We start from the raw sequence: 14548 nt of genomic DNA, 5'->3' as shown, positions 1-14548 counted from the left end.
CGGGGCCGCGGAGGGGGTCCGCCCCGAATGGTAGCCGGAGCCCGTCCGGGGCCCGGCCGGTCTCAGAGCAGCTGGGACACGAGGCTCACGAGGGCCACGACGCCGAGCACCACGATCACGGTGCGCAGCAGGACCGGGGAGAGCCGGCGGCCGATCTTGGCCCCCGCCCAGGCGCCCACCGTGGAGCTGAGGGCGATGAGCAGCACCACCCACCAGTTGATCCGGTCGAACGCGAAGAGGATGTAGGACACGGCGGCGACGATGTTCACCGCCGCCACCAGCACCACCTTGACGGCGTTGGCGGCCTGCAGCGAGGCGAGCAGGAAGACGCCCAGGATGCCGAGCAGCAGCACGCCCTGGGCGGCCACGAAGTACCCGCCGTAGATCCCGGCCAGGAACACCAGGACGTACAGGGACGCGGGCTGCGGGGCCCGGTCCGGGTCGAGGGTGCGGGGGGTCTCCCCCCGGGCCCGGGCCGCCGCGGCGGCGGCCTCGGCCTGCTCGTCCTTGCGCCGGCGCACCAGAGCCTGGAGCCGCGGCTGGAAGACCACGAACAGGAGGGCGACGACGATCAGCCCCGGCGCGGCGTAGCCGAAGACCTCCTCGGGCAGGTGCAGCAGCAGCCACGCGCCGATCACCCCGCCGAGCGCGGAGCAGGGGATGAGCTTGAGCAGGGTCCGTTCCACGCCCGCGAGCTCGTGGCGGTAGTTCCAGGCGCCGGTGAGGTTGCCGGCGATCAGGCCCATCGCGTTGGACATGGACGCGGTCACGGGCGGGACGCCCATGGTCACGAGCACGGGGAAGGTGACGAGGGTGCCCGAGCCGACGATGGTGTTGATCAGTCCGGCGGCGACGCCGGCGAGCAGGATGAGGGCGGCCTGCCACCACTCGAACGGGAAGTCCGCGGCGAGGGCTGCGAGCGTGTCGGGCACCACGTCGGGTCAGGACCGGCCGAACGCGGCGAAGCGGTTGCCGACCTTCACCAGCTTCAGCGGGAGGCCGAAGGTCTCGGAGAGGTTCTTCTGCGTCATGACGGTGCGGACGGGGCCCGCGGCCACCACCCGGCCCTCGCGCAGCAGCAGTGCGTGGGTGAAGGCGTCGGGCACCTCTTCGAGGTGGTGGGTGACCATGACGATCGCCGGGGACGCCCCGTCGCGGGCCAGCTCGTCCAGCCGGGCCACCAGGTCCTCCCGCCCGCCCACGTCCAGGCCGGCGGCGGGCTCGTCGAGCAGCAGCAGCTCGGGGTCGGTCATCAGGGCGCGGGCGATCAGGACGCGCTTTCGCTCCCCCTCCGAGAGCGAGCCGAAGCGGCGCTCCGCCAGGTGCTCGATCCCCCACGCGGCCATGAGCTCCTGCGCCTGGGCCTCGTCGGCGTCGTCGTAGCTCTCGATCCACCGCCCCGTCACCCCGTACGCGGCGGTGACCACGCAGTTGCGCACGGACTCGGCGTCGGGGATCTGGGTGGCGAGCACGGCGGAGGTCAGCCCGATGCGGGGGCGCAGCTCGAACACGTCCACCGCGCCGAGGATCTCGTCCAGGATGTCGACCATGCCCCGGGAGGGGTGCAGGCGGGCGGCCGCGATGGACAGCAGGGTGGTCTTGCCGGCGCCGTTGGGGCCGAGGATGACCCAGCGCTCGCCCTCGTTGACGACCCAGTCCACGGAATCCAGCAGGGTCTTCTGTCCGCGGACCACGCTGACGTCCACCATCTCCACCACAGCACTCATACCCGCCACTCTAGGACACGCGGAGCGCCGCACCGGCGTGCCGGTGCGGCACGCACCCCGTCAGGGACGGGCGGAGCGGCGCGGCCACCGCCCACGGATGATCGACGCGCGGTGCTCCCTGCCCCTCCCGGCGGCGCCGGAGCGGGCGGCCCAGAAGTCCTCCCCGGCCCAGCGGAAGCGGGGCGTCTCCTTGGCCAGGAACGCCCGCTGCCCGATGCGGGCGTCGGGTCCGTCGAGGACTTCCCGGAACAGGGCCTCGGAGATCTCGTCGGCGCCGAACCCGGCCGCCTCGCCCTCGTCCGGGGAGGCGAGCGCGATCAGGTGCTTGTGGGCCTGCACGGAGAGCTGGGACCGCCCCGCCAGGTCCGTGACCACCTGCTCCAGGGCCGACTCGAAGCCGGCGTCCTCCACCACGCGGGTGAGCATGCCCCACCGCTCGGCGTCGGCGGCGGTGACGGTGTCGCCGGTGAGCAGCAGGTAGGAGGCCGTGCCGGGGCCCACCAGGCGGACCAGACGCTGGATCCCGGAGGCCGGGAACACGATGCCGATCCGGGCCGGGGTCAGTCCGATGCGCAGGGAGGCCGTGGCGATGCGCAGGTCGCAGGCGCCGGCCAGCATCCAGGCCCCGCCCATGCAGTACCCCTCCAGGGCCGCCACGGTGGGCTTGTGCACCGCGGCCAGGGCCGCCTCGGCCTCGGTGAGCAGCCCGCCGCGGGGCAGCCCGGTGCCGGGTTCGCCCAGGCACTCGAACACCTCGGCGATGTCGGCCCCGGCGGAGAACACCCCGCCCGCCCCGCGCAGCCCGATCACCCGCACGCCGGGGTCGGCGTCCAGCTTCTCCAGCACGCCGGGCAGGGCCGCCCACATCGCCGGGGACAGCGCGTTGCGCCGGTCGGGGCGGTCGAGGACCACCCAGGCCACGGGTCCTTCCCGCCGGACCTCCAGGGCGCCGGTGGACATCTCGGGGAGGGGCTGAGCGGTCATCGGAGGGCCTCCGCCTTCGGGTCGGTGGTGTTCCCGGTGGGGCCGGCCCCGGTCGCGGTGCCCGCGAGCCAGTCGCGGACGGAGGCACCGTGCTGGTCGAGCACGGGCGGGGCGGCGTGGTCCCGCCGTGTCGTCTCGTCCGTGTCGCCGGGGGCGAAGAACCGCACCGCGGGTCCGGGCAGCTCGACGGGACCGAGGACCTCGTGGTCGACGCCCACGACCAGCCCCTGCGAGCGCACCTGTTCCCAGGCGTAGACCTCGTCCAGGGTCCGGACCTTCCCGGCCGGGATGCCGATCCCGGCCAGCAGCTCCAGCAGCTCCTCGGGACCGTGCGCGGCGAAGGCCTCCTCGACGGCGGCGATCACGGCCGGTCGGTTGCGGACGCGGTCGGCGTTGGTCGCGAACTCCGGCCGGTCGGGGTCGATCCCGAAGGCCCCGGCGAAGGTGCGCCACAGCTTCTCGCTGCCCACGCTGATCTGCACCTTCCCGCCGCGGCAGGCGAACAGGCCGTAGGGCGCGATGGAGGGGTGGTGGTTGCCCTGGGCCCGCGGCACCTCGTGGGCCACGGTGGCGCGGGTGCCCTGGAAGGCGTGCACCCCGACCACCGAGGACAGCAGGGAGGTGCGCACGACCTTCCCGGCCCCGGTGCGCTCGCGCTCGTAGAGGGCGGCCAGCACGCCGTAGGCGCCGTTCATCCCGGCCAGCAGGTCGGCGATGGGCACGCCCACCCGCTGGGGGTCGTCCGGGCCGGAACCGGTGAGCGACATGAGCCCGGCCTCGCCCTGGACGATCTGGTCGTAGCCGGAGCGCCGGGACTCCGGTCCGTCGTGGCCGAAGCCGGTGATGGAGAGCACCACCAGGCGGGGGTTCAGGCGGTGCAGCTCCTCGACGGAGAAGCCGAGCCGGTCCAGCACCCCGGGCCGGAAGTTCTCCACCAGGACGTCGGCGCGCTCCACGAGCGCCCGGAGCACCTGCCCGCCGTCCTCGGACTTGAGGTCCAGGGCCACGGACTCCTTGTTGCGGTTGCAGGACAGGAAGTACGTGGCCTGCGGGTCGTCCTCGGGTCCCACGAAGGGCGGGCCCCACCCGCGGGTGTCGTCACCCGTGCCGGGGCTCTCGATCTTGACGACCCGCGCGCCCAGGTCGGCGAGCATCATGGCCGCGTGCGGGCCGGCGAGGGCACGGGACAGGTCTACGACGAGGGTGCCGGCCAGGGGGCCGCCGGACGGCGAGGGCTCCTGGGGGTCGGTGCGGGGCGGGGTGCCGGTGGCGGGCTGGATGTCGGTCATGGCGGGTTCCTCCGTGATCGGGTCGGTGGGCATCGGCGGGGCGGGGCTGCGGGCTACAGCCAGCCGGGGGCGACCATCACGGCCCAGACCAGCAGCGGGCCGATGACGACCACGCCGGTGGCGTAGACGAGGATCTTCTTGTAGAAGACGTCGCGGTCCACGTCAGCGGGGGCGTTGGCCAGCACGAGCGCGCCGTTGGTGGAGAACGGGGAGACGTCGACGATGGTCGAGGCCACGGCCAGGGCGCAGATCAGCCCGGTGGCCCCGACCTCGCCCGCGAGCAGGAAGGGCACGGCCAGGGGGATGAGCGCGGCGAGGATGGCGGTCGAAGAGGCGAAGGCGGAGACGACGGCGCCGATGTAGCAGATCAGCAGCGCCGCCAGCAGCGGCATCCCCAGGCCGGCCACGCCGTTGGAGACGTACTCGATGGTGCCCGCCTCCTGCAGCACGCCGACGAAGGTGAGCATGCCGCCGAGCAGGAGCACGGTGGACCAGTCGATCTTGTTGACCGCGCCCTTCTGAGCCTTCGGGGAGACCAGGGCCAGGACGACGGCGACGGTGATGGCCACGAAGCCCACGTCCACGCCGAAGCCCAGGGCGACGACGGCCAGTACGACCAGGCCCAGGATGGTGGCGGCCTGCGGGAGCAGTCCGTCCCTGCCCTCGCGCCGGACCGGGGGCTCGGAGGATCCGGCCGGGTCACGGGGACCGTACATGCCCGAGCCGAAGCCCTTGAAGTCCACGTCCCGGTCCCCGGCGTGCCCGGCGGCGACCCGGCTGCGGGACAGGCGGGCCTCGGAGGCCCGCTCCACGAAGTCCTCCGCGCGGGCCGAGACGAGGCCGCGCCCACCGAGGGTCACGAACAGGCCCACGGCGATCAGCAGGTTGAAGACCAGGCTGGAGAGGAACACCGCGGTGGGGCTGACGTCCAGGCCGGCCCCGGCGACGATGCCGTTGACGGTCACTCCGTAGACGGAGATCGGCGAGAAGCCGCCGCCCTGGGCGCCGTGGATGACCATCATGCCCATCATCAGGGGATTGATCTTGTACTTGGCGGCGAAGCTCAGCGCGATCGGGGCGATGATCGCCACGGCGGCCGGGGACAGGGCGCCCACGGCGGTGATCACGGCAGTGATGAAGAACATGATCCACGGGATCAGCGCGACCCGGCTGCCCACCAGTTTCACCGCCGCCTGCACGAGCAGGTCCACGGTGCCGTTCTTCTGGGCGATGGCGAACAGATAGGTCACCCCCACGATGGTGAGGAACAGCCCGCCGGGGAACGCCTCGAGGATCTGGTCGGTGTCCATCCCGAGGACGAACACCCCCAGCACGAACGCGCCCACGAAGGCCAGCGCCCCCATGTTGACGGGCAGGACGGTGGCCACGACGAACATCGCGGCCAGGATGATGATGGAGAGCACTTCTGGGCCCATGGGTCTTCCTTCGGACGAGGACGGTCCCGCCGGTGAGGGTGGAGCTCCTGCGGGAACAGTGGTGTGGATCACACCGCCAGTTTTGGACTAGCCAATAGGACACTAGGGGTCCTTGTCAATCGTTGGGCTAGCATAGGGGCCGGACGCCACTGGGTGGTGCCGCGCCGCCGGGACGCTCCGGCGCCGTGCGACCGGGGAGGACGGACATGGCAGGGCCCAACAGGATCGACCGGGTGGAACGCCCTCGGCTCTACGAGCAGGTGGTGGAGCGGCTGCTGGACCACGTCATCCAGGACCGGCTCGAGACCGGCGACCGGCTCCCCCCGGAGCGGGACCTCGCCGACAGCCTGGGCGTCTCCCGGGCCACCGTCGCCCAGGCCCTGGTGGCCCTGGAGGTGCTCGGGGTGATCGACGTGCAGCACGGCAGCGGGGCGGTGCTGCGCTACCGGCCCTCCAGCGCCGTGGTGCTGCGGGGACTGCGCGAGCACGCCGATCGGCTGCCGGACATCGTCGACGCCCGCAGCGCCGTGGAGACCAAGATCGCCGCCCTGGCCGCGGCCCGGCGCACCCCCGAGGACCTGTCCGCCATCGAGCACGCCCTGGCGCTCATGGCGCAGGACATCGCCGGCGGCGGCCGCGGACTGGAGGGCGACGAGCTGTTCCACGCCGCGGTCACCGCCGCCGCCCACTCCTCGGTCCTGGCCCGGATGATGACCGAGATCTCCGGACTCGTGCGGGAGACCCGCATCGAGTCCCTGAGCCAGCAGGGCCGCCCCGAACGGTCCCTGGAGTCCCACCGGACGATCGTGGACGCCATCCGCGACCGGGAGCCCGAGCGGGCGGCCCGCGCGATGGCCGAGCACATCGAACTCGTCTCCGACGTCGCGGTGCTCCGCCCCGAGTGAGGGCCCCGGTCGGCCGTTGCCCGCGCCTGCCGATAAGCTGGCGCACATGACCACCGACCTCGCCGTCATCGCGTTTGCCCAGAATCCGGACCCTGAGGCCCGTGAGCGCATCCTCACCCTCGTGCAGGACGCCGGCGCCGAGGTCGAGCGCTTCTCCACGGTGCGGGTCACCGGCCCCGGTTCGGCCGGGCCGGACTCGGAGGTCCCCGGCTACAACGCCTTCACCGCGCTCGTGCACGGCTCCGACGCGACCGCCCTGCTCGCCGCCCTGCGCCCCGACCCGCTGACCCAGATGCTGCCGGGCGTGGACGTCAACGTGGTGCCGACCACCCTCTTCGACCCCGGGCGCAAGAAGCTGCTCATCATGGACGTCGACTCCACGCTCATCCAGCAGGAGGTGGTGGACATGCTCGCCGCCCACGCGGGGCGCGAGGCCGAGGTCGCCGCCGTGACCCGGGCGGCCATGCTCGGGGAGCTGGACTTCGCCGAGTCCCTGCTCGCGCGCGTCGAGACCCTCGCCGGGCTGCCCGCGTCCGTGCTCGACGAGGTCCTGGCCGCGGTCCGGCTCTCCCCCGGCGCGGACGTGCTCGTCAAGGCCTTCCTGCGGGAGGGGCACGCCGTGGCGGCGGTCTCCGGCGGCTTCCTGGGCGTCCTCACCCCGCTCGCCGAGCAGCTGCGGCTCACCCGGCACGCGGCCAACACCCTCGAAGTCGTCGACGGCACGCTCACCGGCAGGGTGCTCGGCGAGGTCGTGGACCGCACCGTCAAGGAGCGGTGCCTGCGGACCTGGGCCGAGGAGCTCGACGTCGCCCCCGAGGACGTCATCGCCGTGGGCGACGGCGCCAACGACCTCGACATGCTCACGGCCGCCGGGCTCGGCGTGGCCTACAACGCCAAGCCCGCCCTGCGCGCGGCCGCCGACGCCCAGGTCAACCTGCCGAACCTCGACGCGGTCCGGTTCTTCGCCGACCTCTGATCCCCCGCCCCCGCCGGGACCCCGCTCCCGGCGGCCGACCCGGGTCGTAGAGTGGGATGCAGCACGCGCGGCCCTCGAGCACGAGACCGCGCCCGGCCCCGAGGAGAGACAGTGACGGCACCCGGTGCGCCCCGGCAGCGCCCCGGCTTCCTGGCCCGGATGATGCTGCTGCACCTCGCCGTGGTGACCCTCGTCGTCGCCCTGTGCGGGGGCGTCTACGCCTGGCTGACCTACGAGCGGCTGGGCCGCGACGCCGAGGGCCAGGCGCTGTCCATCGCCCGGTCGGTGGCCGCCGACGACGACGTCCGCGCGGGCGTGGCGGACCTGCTCGACGCCGGTCCCGCGGACCTCGACCCGGAGGTGCTGTCCGGGGGCGCCCTGCAGACCGCCGCGGAGGAGGTCCGCGACCGCACGGAGTCCCTCTTCGTGGTGATCACCGACGACACCGGGCTGCGGCTCTCCCACCCCAATCCCGAGCAGCTGGGCCGGCCCGTCAGCACGGACCCCACCGAGGCCCTGGCCGGGCGGGAGGTCACGAGCCAGGAGCGCGGCACCCTGGGGCGCTCCGCCCGGGCCAAGGTCCCGGTGTACGCCCCGGGAACGGACGACGCCGTGGTGGGCGCCGTGAGCGTGGGGATCTCCCGCACGGACATGCTCGCCACCCTGCGGGAGGACATCACCCCCGTGGCCGCCACCGCCGTGGGCGCCCTCGGCCTCGGCGCGGCCGCCTCCGCGGCGATCGCGCGCCGGCTCAAGCGCCTCACCCTCGGCCTGGAGCCCGAGGAGATCGCCACGCTCGCCCAGGACCAGGAGGCGGTGCTGCGCGGGGTCGACGAAGGCGTCATCGGCATCTCCCCCGAGCACCGCATCACCGTGGTCAACGCCGAGGCGGGACGGCTGCTGGGCGTGACGGAGCCCGCCCGGCTCGTGGGGACCCCGCTGGCCGAGGCGGGCCTGCCGACGTCCTTCGCGGCGCTGCTCGCCGCGGCGACCCCCGCGTCCCCGGCCGTGGAGCAGGTCGTCGGCCGGCACGTGCTGATCCTCTCCGCCCGCGCCGTCCGGCCCGACCGCCCGGGCCTGCCCCCGCTGGGCTGGGTGGTCCTGATCCGGGACCGCACCGAGCTGCAGTCCCTGACCCGCCAGCTCGACGCCGTCGGCGCCCTCAGCACCGCCCTGCGCGCCCAGCGCCACGAGTTCGCCAACCGCCTGCACACCATCGCGGGGCTGCTCGCGATCGGCGACGCCGAGGAGGCCCGCCGGTACGTGGCCGAGGTGACCGAGACCGGCCCCCTCAGCTACCCCGCCGAGGGGGCCCAGCTGCTGCGCGACCCCTACCTGCAGGCCTTCCTGGGGGCCAAGAGCGTCGAGGCCGCCGAGCGCGGCGTGAGCCTGCGCATCGGCGCCGACACCCTCGTCCGCGGCCGCATCACGGACCCGCAGGACGTCACCACCGTGATCGGCAGCCTCGTGGACAACGCCGTCCGCGCCGCCGTCCAGGGCGCGGCGGGAGACCGATGGGTCGAGGTCGAGCTGCTCGACGACTGGACCGGCGGGGAGGGCACCCTGCACCTCGTCGTGGCCGACTCCGGCGACGGGCTCCCCGTGGCGGACCCCGAGCCGATCTTCGCCCAGGGCTGGTCCACCGCCGTTCCCGCCGGCGGATCCGGGGACGAGGGCGCAGCGCCGTTCGCCGTGCTGCCCGACGTCCACGGCCAGGGCTTCGGCCTGTCCCTGAGCCGGGAGCTGGCCCGCCGGCGCGGCGGGGAGGTGTGGGTGGCCGATCCCGGACGCCCCGGCGGGCCGGGAGCCGTCTTCTGCGCCCGCCTGCCCGGTACCGTGGTCCGCGACCCCGGGCCCGGGGCCGACGTCGGCGGCGAACGGTCCGCCGGCAGATCAGGAGGTGCAGGATGAGCGACGACCTGGTGGTCCTCGTGGTCGACGACGACTTCCACGTGGGACGGCTGCACGCCGGCTTCGTCAACGCCGTGCCGGGCTTCACGGCCCTGACCCCCGTGGGCACCGCCGAGCAGGCGATGCGCACCGTCCACGCCCACCAGCCCGACCTCGTGCTGCTGGACGTCTACCTGCCCGACGCACTCGGCCTGGACCTGCTGCGGGCCCTCGACGTGGACGTCATCATGCTCACCGCGGCGGCCGACCCGGCCTCCGTGCGGACCGCCGTCCGCCGCGGCGCGCTCGCCTACCTCATCAAGCCGTTCCCGAACGAGCGGCTGGCGCGCACCCTGCGGGCCTACGCCCGGTACCGCCGGCTGCTCACCGACCGGGACGCGCTGACGCAGGAGACCGTGGACCGCGCCCTGCACGCCCTGCACCCGGGCGAGACCGCCTCCCCCGGCGAGCGCACCCGGTCCGCGACGGAGGGCTCGGTCCTGGCGGCCCTGGAGGCCGGGGTGCCCCTCTCGGCCGCGGAGATCGCCCGGAAGGTCGGCATCTCCCGGGCCACCGCCCAGCGCTACCTCTCCGCACTGGCCGAGGACGGGTCGGTCGAGATCCAGCTCCGCTACGGGAGCACGGGCCGCCCGGAGCACCGCTACGGGCCCGCGGCCTCCTGATCCCAGGTTCATGCTCAGGGCCGGTCCCTAGACTGCCCGCCATGGCGAGCAGGGTGCGACCGGAACCACAGGACCAGTGTCTCTCCTGGCCGGACGAGATCTGCGGCGACCCGGTGGCGGAGCGGGCGAGGCTGTTCGCGCTGAACCTGCGGGCGGCCGCGGGGTCCCGGACGCTGCGGGAGCTCGGGGCGCTCACCGGTGTCGACCACACGGCGCTGTCCCGGATCCTGGACGGGCACGTCTGGCCGGACGGGTACACCATCGCCCGCCTCGAGGTGCGGCTGGGGGTCAGCCTGTGGCCCCCCTACGAGGAGTGATCCGCACCGCCCGGGCACGGCCGCCGCGCCCAGGCCGGGACGGTCCCGGGGCCGGTCAGGGCGCGGTCAGGTCCAGCCAGTAGGTGTCGCTCTGCTCGTCGTGGTGCAGCAGCCGCTCCAGCGGTCCGGCGTAGGCGTCCAGGGCGCGGCCCACGAGCTCGCGCACGTCCCGCGCGGCGACCGTGACGGTGCCGCCGAGCTCGTCGTCGGCCGTCTCGCGCACCACCACGACCCGGCCCGGGTCGCCCCAGACGTAGTCGCCCGCGGCGTCGCGCAGGGCGTCGACGAAGAACTCCTGGTCACCGTCGTGACCGAGCACGTCCAGGCGCACCGCGTCGGGGTGGCGGCGCGCCAGCTCGGCGGCCACCAGGCGTAGCAGCTTCCGGGCGTAGCTGCGCCGGGCCCGGTCGAGGGCCTCCTCGGCGGCCTGGAGCACGTGGTCGGGGGTCAGGACAGTGGTGGTCACAGGCATGCAGTGTATGTGTGCGGAAGCAACGAGGGTGGGCGCCACCCCGGTCGCGCCGCCGGACCGGCCCGCCCCCGCGCACCGCCCCACGGTCTCGGGCAGAATGACCGCATGATCGACGCCCACCTGCACGTGGTCGACCCGCGGTTCCCGCTGGTACCCAACCAGGGGTACCTGCCGCCGACCTTCACGGTCGGGGACTACCGGCGCAGGGTCCGGGAACTGGGCGTGGCGGGCGGGGCCGTGGTCAGCGGCTCCTTCCAGGGCCACGCCCAGGAGTGGCTGCGCTCGGCGCTGGCGGAGCTCGGCCCCGGATTCGTCGGCGTGACCCAGCTGCCGCCCGCCGTCCCGGACGAGCAGGTGCGCGAGCTCCACGGGGCCGGGGTGCGGGCGGTGCGCTTCACCCTCCGCCGCGGCGCCGACGCGGACCCTGCCGGCATCGAGCGGCTCGCCCGGCGGGTGCACGACCTCGCCGGGTGGCACGCCGAGTTCTACGCGGACGCCGCCGCGCTGGAGCACCTCGCCCCCGTGCTGCGGCGCCTGCCGCGGGCCGGCGTCGACCACCTCGGCATGAGCGCGGCGGGGCTGCCGCGGCTGCTCGAGCTCGTCGAGCGGGGCGTGAAGGTCAAGGCCACGGGGTTCGGGCGCGTCGACCTCGACGTGCCGGACGCGCTGCGCCGGATCCACGCCGTGGACCCGACCGCCCTGCTCTTCGGCACCGATCTGCCGAGCACCCGGGCGGAGCGCCCGTTCCGGGACGCGGACGTCGCGCTGGTCGCCGAGACCCTGGGCGCCGGCGCCGCGGCGGCCGTGCTGCACGACAACGCCGCGGCCTGGTACGGGCTGCCGCGCGCGGCGGCGGAGAGCGGCTACTCCGGCCACACCTGCCGGTCCGGGCCCTCCAGGACGTAGCGCAGCTCCACGGCGCCGCCCTCGAAGTGGGTGGTGCGCTGGAGCCGCAGGTCGCGCGCCGCTGCGGTCGGCAGGACGGGATGTCCTCCGCCCAGCACGATCGGCATGTAGGTCAGCCACAGCTCGTCGAGCAGACCGGCGTCCGCGAACTGGGCCGCGAGCTTCCCGCCGCCCACCACCCACAGGTTCCGCTCGCCCGCGGCGGCGACCAGGGCCTCGGCGTGCATCGTGACCGGTCCGCTGACGAAGGTCGGCTCCGCCCCCGCCGGCCGCGGCAGCTCGCGGTGGGTGAAGACCCAGACCGGCAGGTCCCCGTAGGCCCAGTCCCCCTGGTCGAGGACGAACTCGTACGTGCTCGCGCCCATCGCGAGCGCGCCGACGTCGCCCAGGAACGCGTCGTAGTGCTCCTGGTAGGCCTCGAAGCCGTACTGCAGCAGCCAGTCGAGGTGGTTCTCCCGGTCGGCGATGTACCCGTCTGCGCTGGCCGCCACGTAGTACTGCGTTCTGCTCATGCGCACCAGGTTACGCACCCCTCCGGCGGCTTCCCAGGGTTGCTTCCCCCGCGCCGCGGACGGCGTCATGATGGGAGCATCGACCGATCGACGCGGAAGGCCCGGCCATGCCCATGCTGCTCAATCCCTACTTCTCGTTCCGGGACACGGCAGAGGAGGCGATGACCTTCTACCGCTCGGTGTTCGGCGGGGAGCTGTCGGTCAGCCGGTTCAGCGAGTACGGGGCCAGCGACGACCCCGCGGAGCAGGACAAGGTGATGCACTCGATGCTCACCACCGGGACCGGCATGGTCCTGATGGCCGCCGACACCCCGAACAGCATGGACCTGGCCGTCGGCGAGAACGTCTCGGTCTCCGTGAGCGGGGACGACGAGTCCGTGATGCGCGGCTGGTGGGAGGCACTGGGCGCGGGCGGGACCGTCACGATGCCGCTCGAGGAGGCCCCCTGGGGCGGCCTGTTCGGGATGTGCACCGACCGGTTCGGCATCCACTGGATGTTCAGCGTCGGCGACGCCGGCTCCTGACGCGCCCCGCGCCGCCCGACCCGAGAAGGAGCGTCCCATGCGCATCACCCACACCAGCGTCTTCGTTGACGACCAGCAGCAGGCGCTGCTGTTCTACACCGGCAAGCTCGGCTTCATGGTCAAGCACGACGTCCCCGCCGGCGGCGCCCGCTGGCTCACCGTGGTCTCGCCCCAGGCGCCCGAGGGAGTGGAGCTGGTGCTCGAGCCCTCCGAGCACCCCGCCGTGGGACCGTTCAAGGCCGCGCTCGTGGCCGACGGCATCCCGTTCACGAGCTTCGGGGTCAAGGACGTGCGGGCGGAGTACGAGCGGCTGCGCGAGCGCGGCGTGCACTTCGTCCAGGAGCCCACGGTCTCGGGCCCGTACACCACCGCGGTGCTCGACGACACCTGCGGCAACCTCATCCAGATCGCGAGCCCCAACCCCGGGTGAGGCCCGTCCGGCGGGGATCAGTCCCGGGCCCGGAGCTGCTCGGCGAGCGGCCGGTAGTGCCCGGACATCGCGGGGTGGTAGTCCCGGGCGAAGTCGACGGCGTCCGGGTCCCCGCCGGTCTCGGCGGCCACGAGCCGGTCCAGGTAGTACTCCCAGCCGGGCCCCACCGACTCCACCTCGTCGGGGTCCGGGTACCGGTGGGTGAGCCGCAGGACGGTGGTGCCGTCGTCGTCCTGGAGGTCGAGGTCCACGCGCCAGGCGTCGGCCGCCGTGCCCAGGGTGAGCGCCAGGTGCCGGGGCGGGTCGCAGCGGCGGATCAGCAGGGGCTCGGGCTCGTCCAGGTCCTCGACCGTCAGCAGCACCTCGACGCGCCCGGTGGCCGGGTCCCCGCTCCACGCCCCGTACCACCGGGCCAGCCGGGCGGAGTCCGTCACCGCGGCCCAGACCTCCTCGACGGGGGCGCGGAACGTGCGGGTGAGGACGAGGTGACCGCCGGTGTCGAGGCGTCCGGTGGGCTGTGGGGTCATGGTGGCTCCTCGCTCGGCTCCGCACCGCGCGGAGGTGCTCCTGGCCGAGGCGCGATCGGCCTCGTGCCGTGGAGTCCATGATTAGCACCCCCGGAGGGCGGACGGCGTCACATTGCGGACGGTTTCGCGCCGCCGCGGGCTCCGGTTGCGGCGGGGACGACGGCGGGAGCCGTGGGCCTAGCGGCGACCGGCCTTCGCCAGGAAGTCGTCGGCGCCGCCGACGAGCTCGACGTGCCCGGTGGGGACGTCGGCGGTGACCATGCGGGCGATCTCCTCGGCGAACTCCTGCACGGAGTAGAGCTTGCCGGCGGCCTCGCGGCGCTCCTCGAGCGCCCCCGGCCGGGCCCGGTTGAGCAGGGTCGCGGTCACGGTGCCCTCGATCATGTCGCCGGAGACCACCACGAACGTGATGCCCTGCCCGGTCAGCTCCGGGATGCGGGCGGTGAGGGCGTCCTCACCGGCGCGCTTGGACCTGGCGACCTCCACGTACTCCGGCATGGTCTCGACGTCGTTGATGAAGTGCGCCTGGTGGCTGGTCACGAACACCACGCGCCCGCCCTCGGGCAGGTGCTCCAGCGCGGCGCTGAGGGTGTCGTTCTGCGCGTCCCGGTTGAGCTTGAGCGCGTAGTCCTCACCGAGGTCCGTCTCCATGCCCCCGGAGGCGTTGAGCACGAGCACGTCCACCCCGCCGAAGGCCTCCACGGCGCGGGCGAACAGGCTGCGGACGTCCTCGGGCTCGGTCATGTCCGCCTGGACGGCGATGGCCTTCCCGCCGGCCGCCTCGATCTCCTTGACGACCTTGTTGGCGCGGGGCGCCTTCTGCCGGTAGTTGACGACCACGTTGGCGCCCTCCCCGGCCAGCAGCTTGGCGGTGTCGGCGCCGACGCCGCGCGAGGACCCGGTGACGACGGCGGTCTTGCCTGCAAGTGAACTCATGGTGCTCCTTCGGTGGAACGTGCGGGGATCAGGG

17 protein-coding genes are annotated in these 14548 nt (G+C 73.9%); 8 read left to right on the top strand and 9 right to left on the bottom strand.

Annotated features, from left to right (window positions below):
* Positions 1 to 62 precede the first annotated feature (62 nt).
* From ACP7CD_RS05170 to ACP7CD_RS05150, 5 genes are read right to left on the bottom strand one after another with little or no spacing between them, the layout of a single operon-like run.
* Positions 63 to 932, bottom strand: coding sequence for a sulfite exporter TauE/SafE family protein (locus ACP7CD_RS05170; RefSeq protein ID WP_051063812.1), 870 nt, complete (start codon positions 930 to 932; stop codon positions 63 to 65).
* 9 nt (positions 933 to 941) lie between these two features.
* Positions 942 to 1727 (bottom strand): ABC transporter ATP-binding protein, encoded by a 786-nt coding sequence (locus ACP7CD_RS05165; RefSeq protein ID WP_031283465.1) that lies wholly within the window; start codon positions 1725 to 1727, stop codon positions 942 to 944.
* A 60-nt stretch (positions 1728 to 1787) separates the two neighbouring features.
* Entirely contained in the window at positions 1788 to 2711 is a 924-nt protein-coding gene (locus tag ACP7CD_RS05160; RefSeq protein WP_052132714.1) for an enoyl-CoA hydratase/isomerase family protein, read from the bottom strand.
* A complete protein-coding gene (locus tag ACP7CD_RS05155) occupies positions 2708 to 4000 on the bottom strand; it encodes a CaiB/BaiF CoA transferase family protein (protein ID WP_017834348.1) in 1293 nt (430 codons plus the stop codon). The genes ACP7CD_RS05160 and ACP7CD_RS05155 overlap by 4 nt, the downstream gene beginning before the upstream one ends.
* A gap of 53 nt (positions 4001 to 4053) precedes the next feature.
* Positions 4054 to 5436 (bottom strand): SLC13 family permease, encoded by a 1383-nt coding sequence (locus ACP7CD_RS05150; protein WP_031283467.1) that lies wholly within the window; start codon positions 5434 to 5436, stop codon positions 4054 to 4056.
* A gap of 206 nt (positions 5437 to 5642) precedes the next feature.
* Here ACP7CD_RS05150 and ACP7CD_RS05145 point away from each other — a divergent pair, with 206 nt between their 5' ends.
* The 5 genes from ACP7CD_RS05145 (at position 5643) to ACP7CD_RS05125 (ending at position 10207) form a co-directional block, all read left to right on the top strand.
* On the top strand, positions 5643 to 6341 hold the full coding sequence (locus tag ACP7CD_RS05145) for a FadR/GntR family transcriptional regulator (protein ID WP_017834350.1): 699 nt from the start codon (positions 5643 to 5645) through the stop codon (positions 6339 to 6341).
* 46 nt (positions 6342 to 6387) lie between these two features.
* On the top strand, positions 6388 to 7317 hold the full coding sequence (gene serB, locus ACP7CD_RS05140; protein WP_017834351.1) for a phosphoserine phosphatase SerB: 930 nt from the start codon (positions 6388 to 6390) through the stop codon (positions 7315 to 7317).
* A 111-nt stretch (positions 7318 to 7428) separates the two neighbouring features.
* Positions 7429 to 9228 (top strand): sensor histidine kinase, encoded by a 1800-nt coding sequence (locus ACP7CD_RS05135; RefSeq protein WP_017834352.1) that lies wholly within the window; start codon positions 7429 to 7431, stop codon positions 9226 to 9228.
* Positions 9225 to 9890, top strand: a complete 666-nt coding sequence (locus ACP7CD_RS05130) for a response regulator (protein ID WP_017834353.1) — start codon at positions 9225 to 9227, stop codon at positions 9888 to 9890. The genes ACP7CD_RS05135 and ACP7CD_RS05130 overlap by 4 nt, the downstream gene beginning before the upstream one ends.
* Before the next feature lie 53 nt (positions 9891 to 9943).
* Positions 9944 to 10207, top strand: coding sequence for a multiprotein-bridging factor 1 family protein (locus ACP7CD_RS05125; RefSeq protein WP_368796220.1), 264 nt, complete (start codon positions 9944 to 9946; stop codon positions 10205 to 10207).
* 55 nt (positions 10208 to 10262) lie between these two features.
* Here the strand turns inward: ACP7CD_RS05125 and ACP7CD_RS05120 are convergent, their stop codons facing one another.
* Positions 10263 to 10673, bottom strand: coding sequence for a hypothetical protein (locus tag ACP7CD_RS05120; RefSeq protein ID WP_017834355.1), 411 nt, complete (start codon positions 10671 to 10673; stop codon positions 10263 to 10265).
* 111 nt (positions 10674 to 10784) lie between these two features.
* Here ACP7CD_RS05120 and ACP7CD_RS05115 point away from each other — a divergent pair, with 111 nt between their 5' ends.
* Positions 10785 to 11585, top strand: a complete 801-nt coding sequence (locus ACP7CD_RS05115) for an amidohydrolase family protein (RefSeq protein ID WP_017834356.1) — start codon at positions 10785 to 10787, stop codon at positions 11583 to 11585.
* On the opposite strand, the gene ACP7CD_RS05110 is transcribed toward ACP7CD_RS05115, so the two are convergent.
* Positions 11543 to 12097 (bottom strand): dihydrofolate reductase family protein, encoded by a 555-nt coding sequence (locus tag ACP7CD_RS05110; protein WP_176337718.1) that lies wholly within the window; start codon positions 12095 to 12097, stop codon positions 11543 to 11545. The two genes, ACP7CD_RS05115 and ACP7CD_RS05110, sit on opposite strands and share 43 nt — an antisense overlap.
* Before the next feature lie 107 nt (positions 12098 to 12204).
* Here ACP7CD_RS05110 and ACP7CD_RS05105 point away from each other — a divergent pair, with 107 nt between their 5' ends.
* Both ACP7CD_RS05105 and ACP7CD_RS05100 read left to right on the top strand, forming a co-directional pair.
* Entirely contained in the window at positions 12205 to 12621 is a 417-nt protein-coding gene (locus ACP7CD_RS05105) for a VOC family protein (RefSeq protein ID WP_035923955.1), read from the top strand.
* A 37-nt stretch (positions 12622 to 12658) separates the two neighbouring features.
* Entirely contained in the window at positions 12659 to 13051 is a 393-nt protein-coding gene (locus ACP7CD_RS05100; protein WP_368796226.1) for a VOC family protein, read from the top strand.
* Positions 13052 to 13068: 17 nt separating this feature from the next.
* Here ACP7CD_RS05100 and ACP7CD_RS05095 read toward each other — a convergent pair whose 3' ends face one another.
* A complete protein-coding gene (locus ACP7CD_RS05095; RefSeq protein WP_426119272.1) occupies positions 13069 to 13578 on the bottom strand; it encodes an SRPBCC family protein in 510 nt (169 codons plus the stop codon).
* A gap of 177 nt (positions 13579 to 13755) precedes the next feature.
* Positions 13756 to 14514: an SDR family oxidoreductase gene (locus ACP7CD_RS05090; protein ID WP_426119270.1), complete on the bottom strand. Its 759-nt coding sequence runs from the start codon at positions 14512 to 14514 to the stop codon at positions 13756 to 13758.
* Positions 14515 to 14548 lie beyond the last annotated feature (34 nt).

The organism is Kocuria sp. LHG3120 (assembly GCF_049897445.1).
In the GTDB taxonomy this organism is placed as follows: domain Bacteria; phylum Actinomycetota; class Actinomycetes; order Actinomycetales; family Micrococcaceae; genus Kocuria; species Kocuria rosea.
This window is presented reverse-complemented; position numbering and strand designations above follow the sequence as displayed.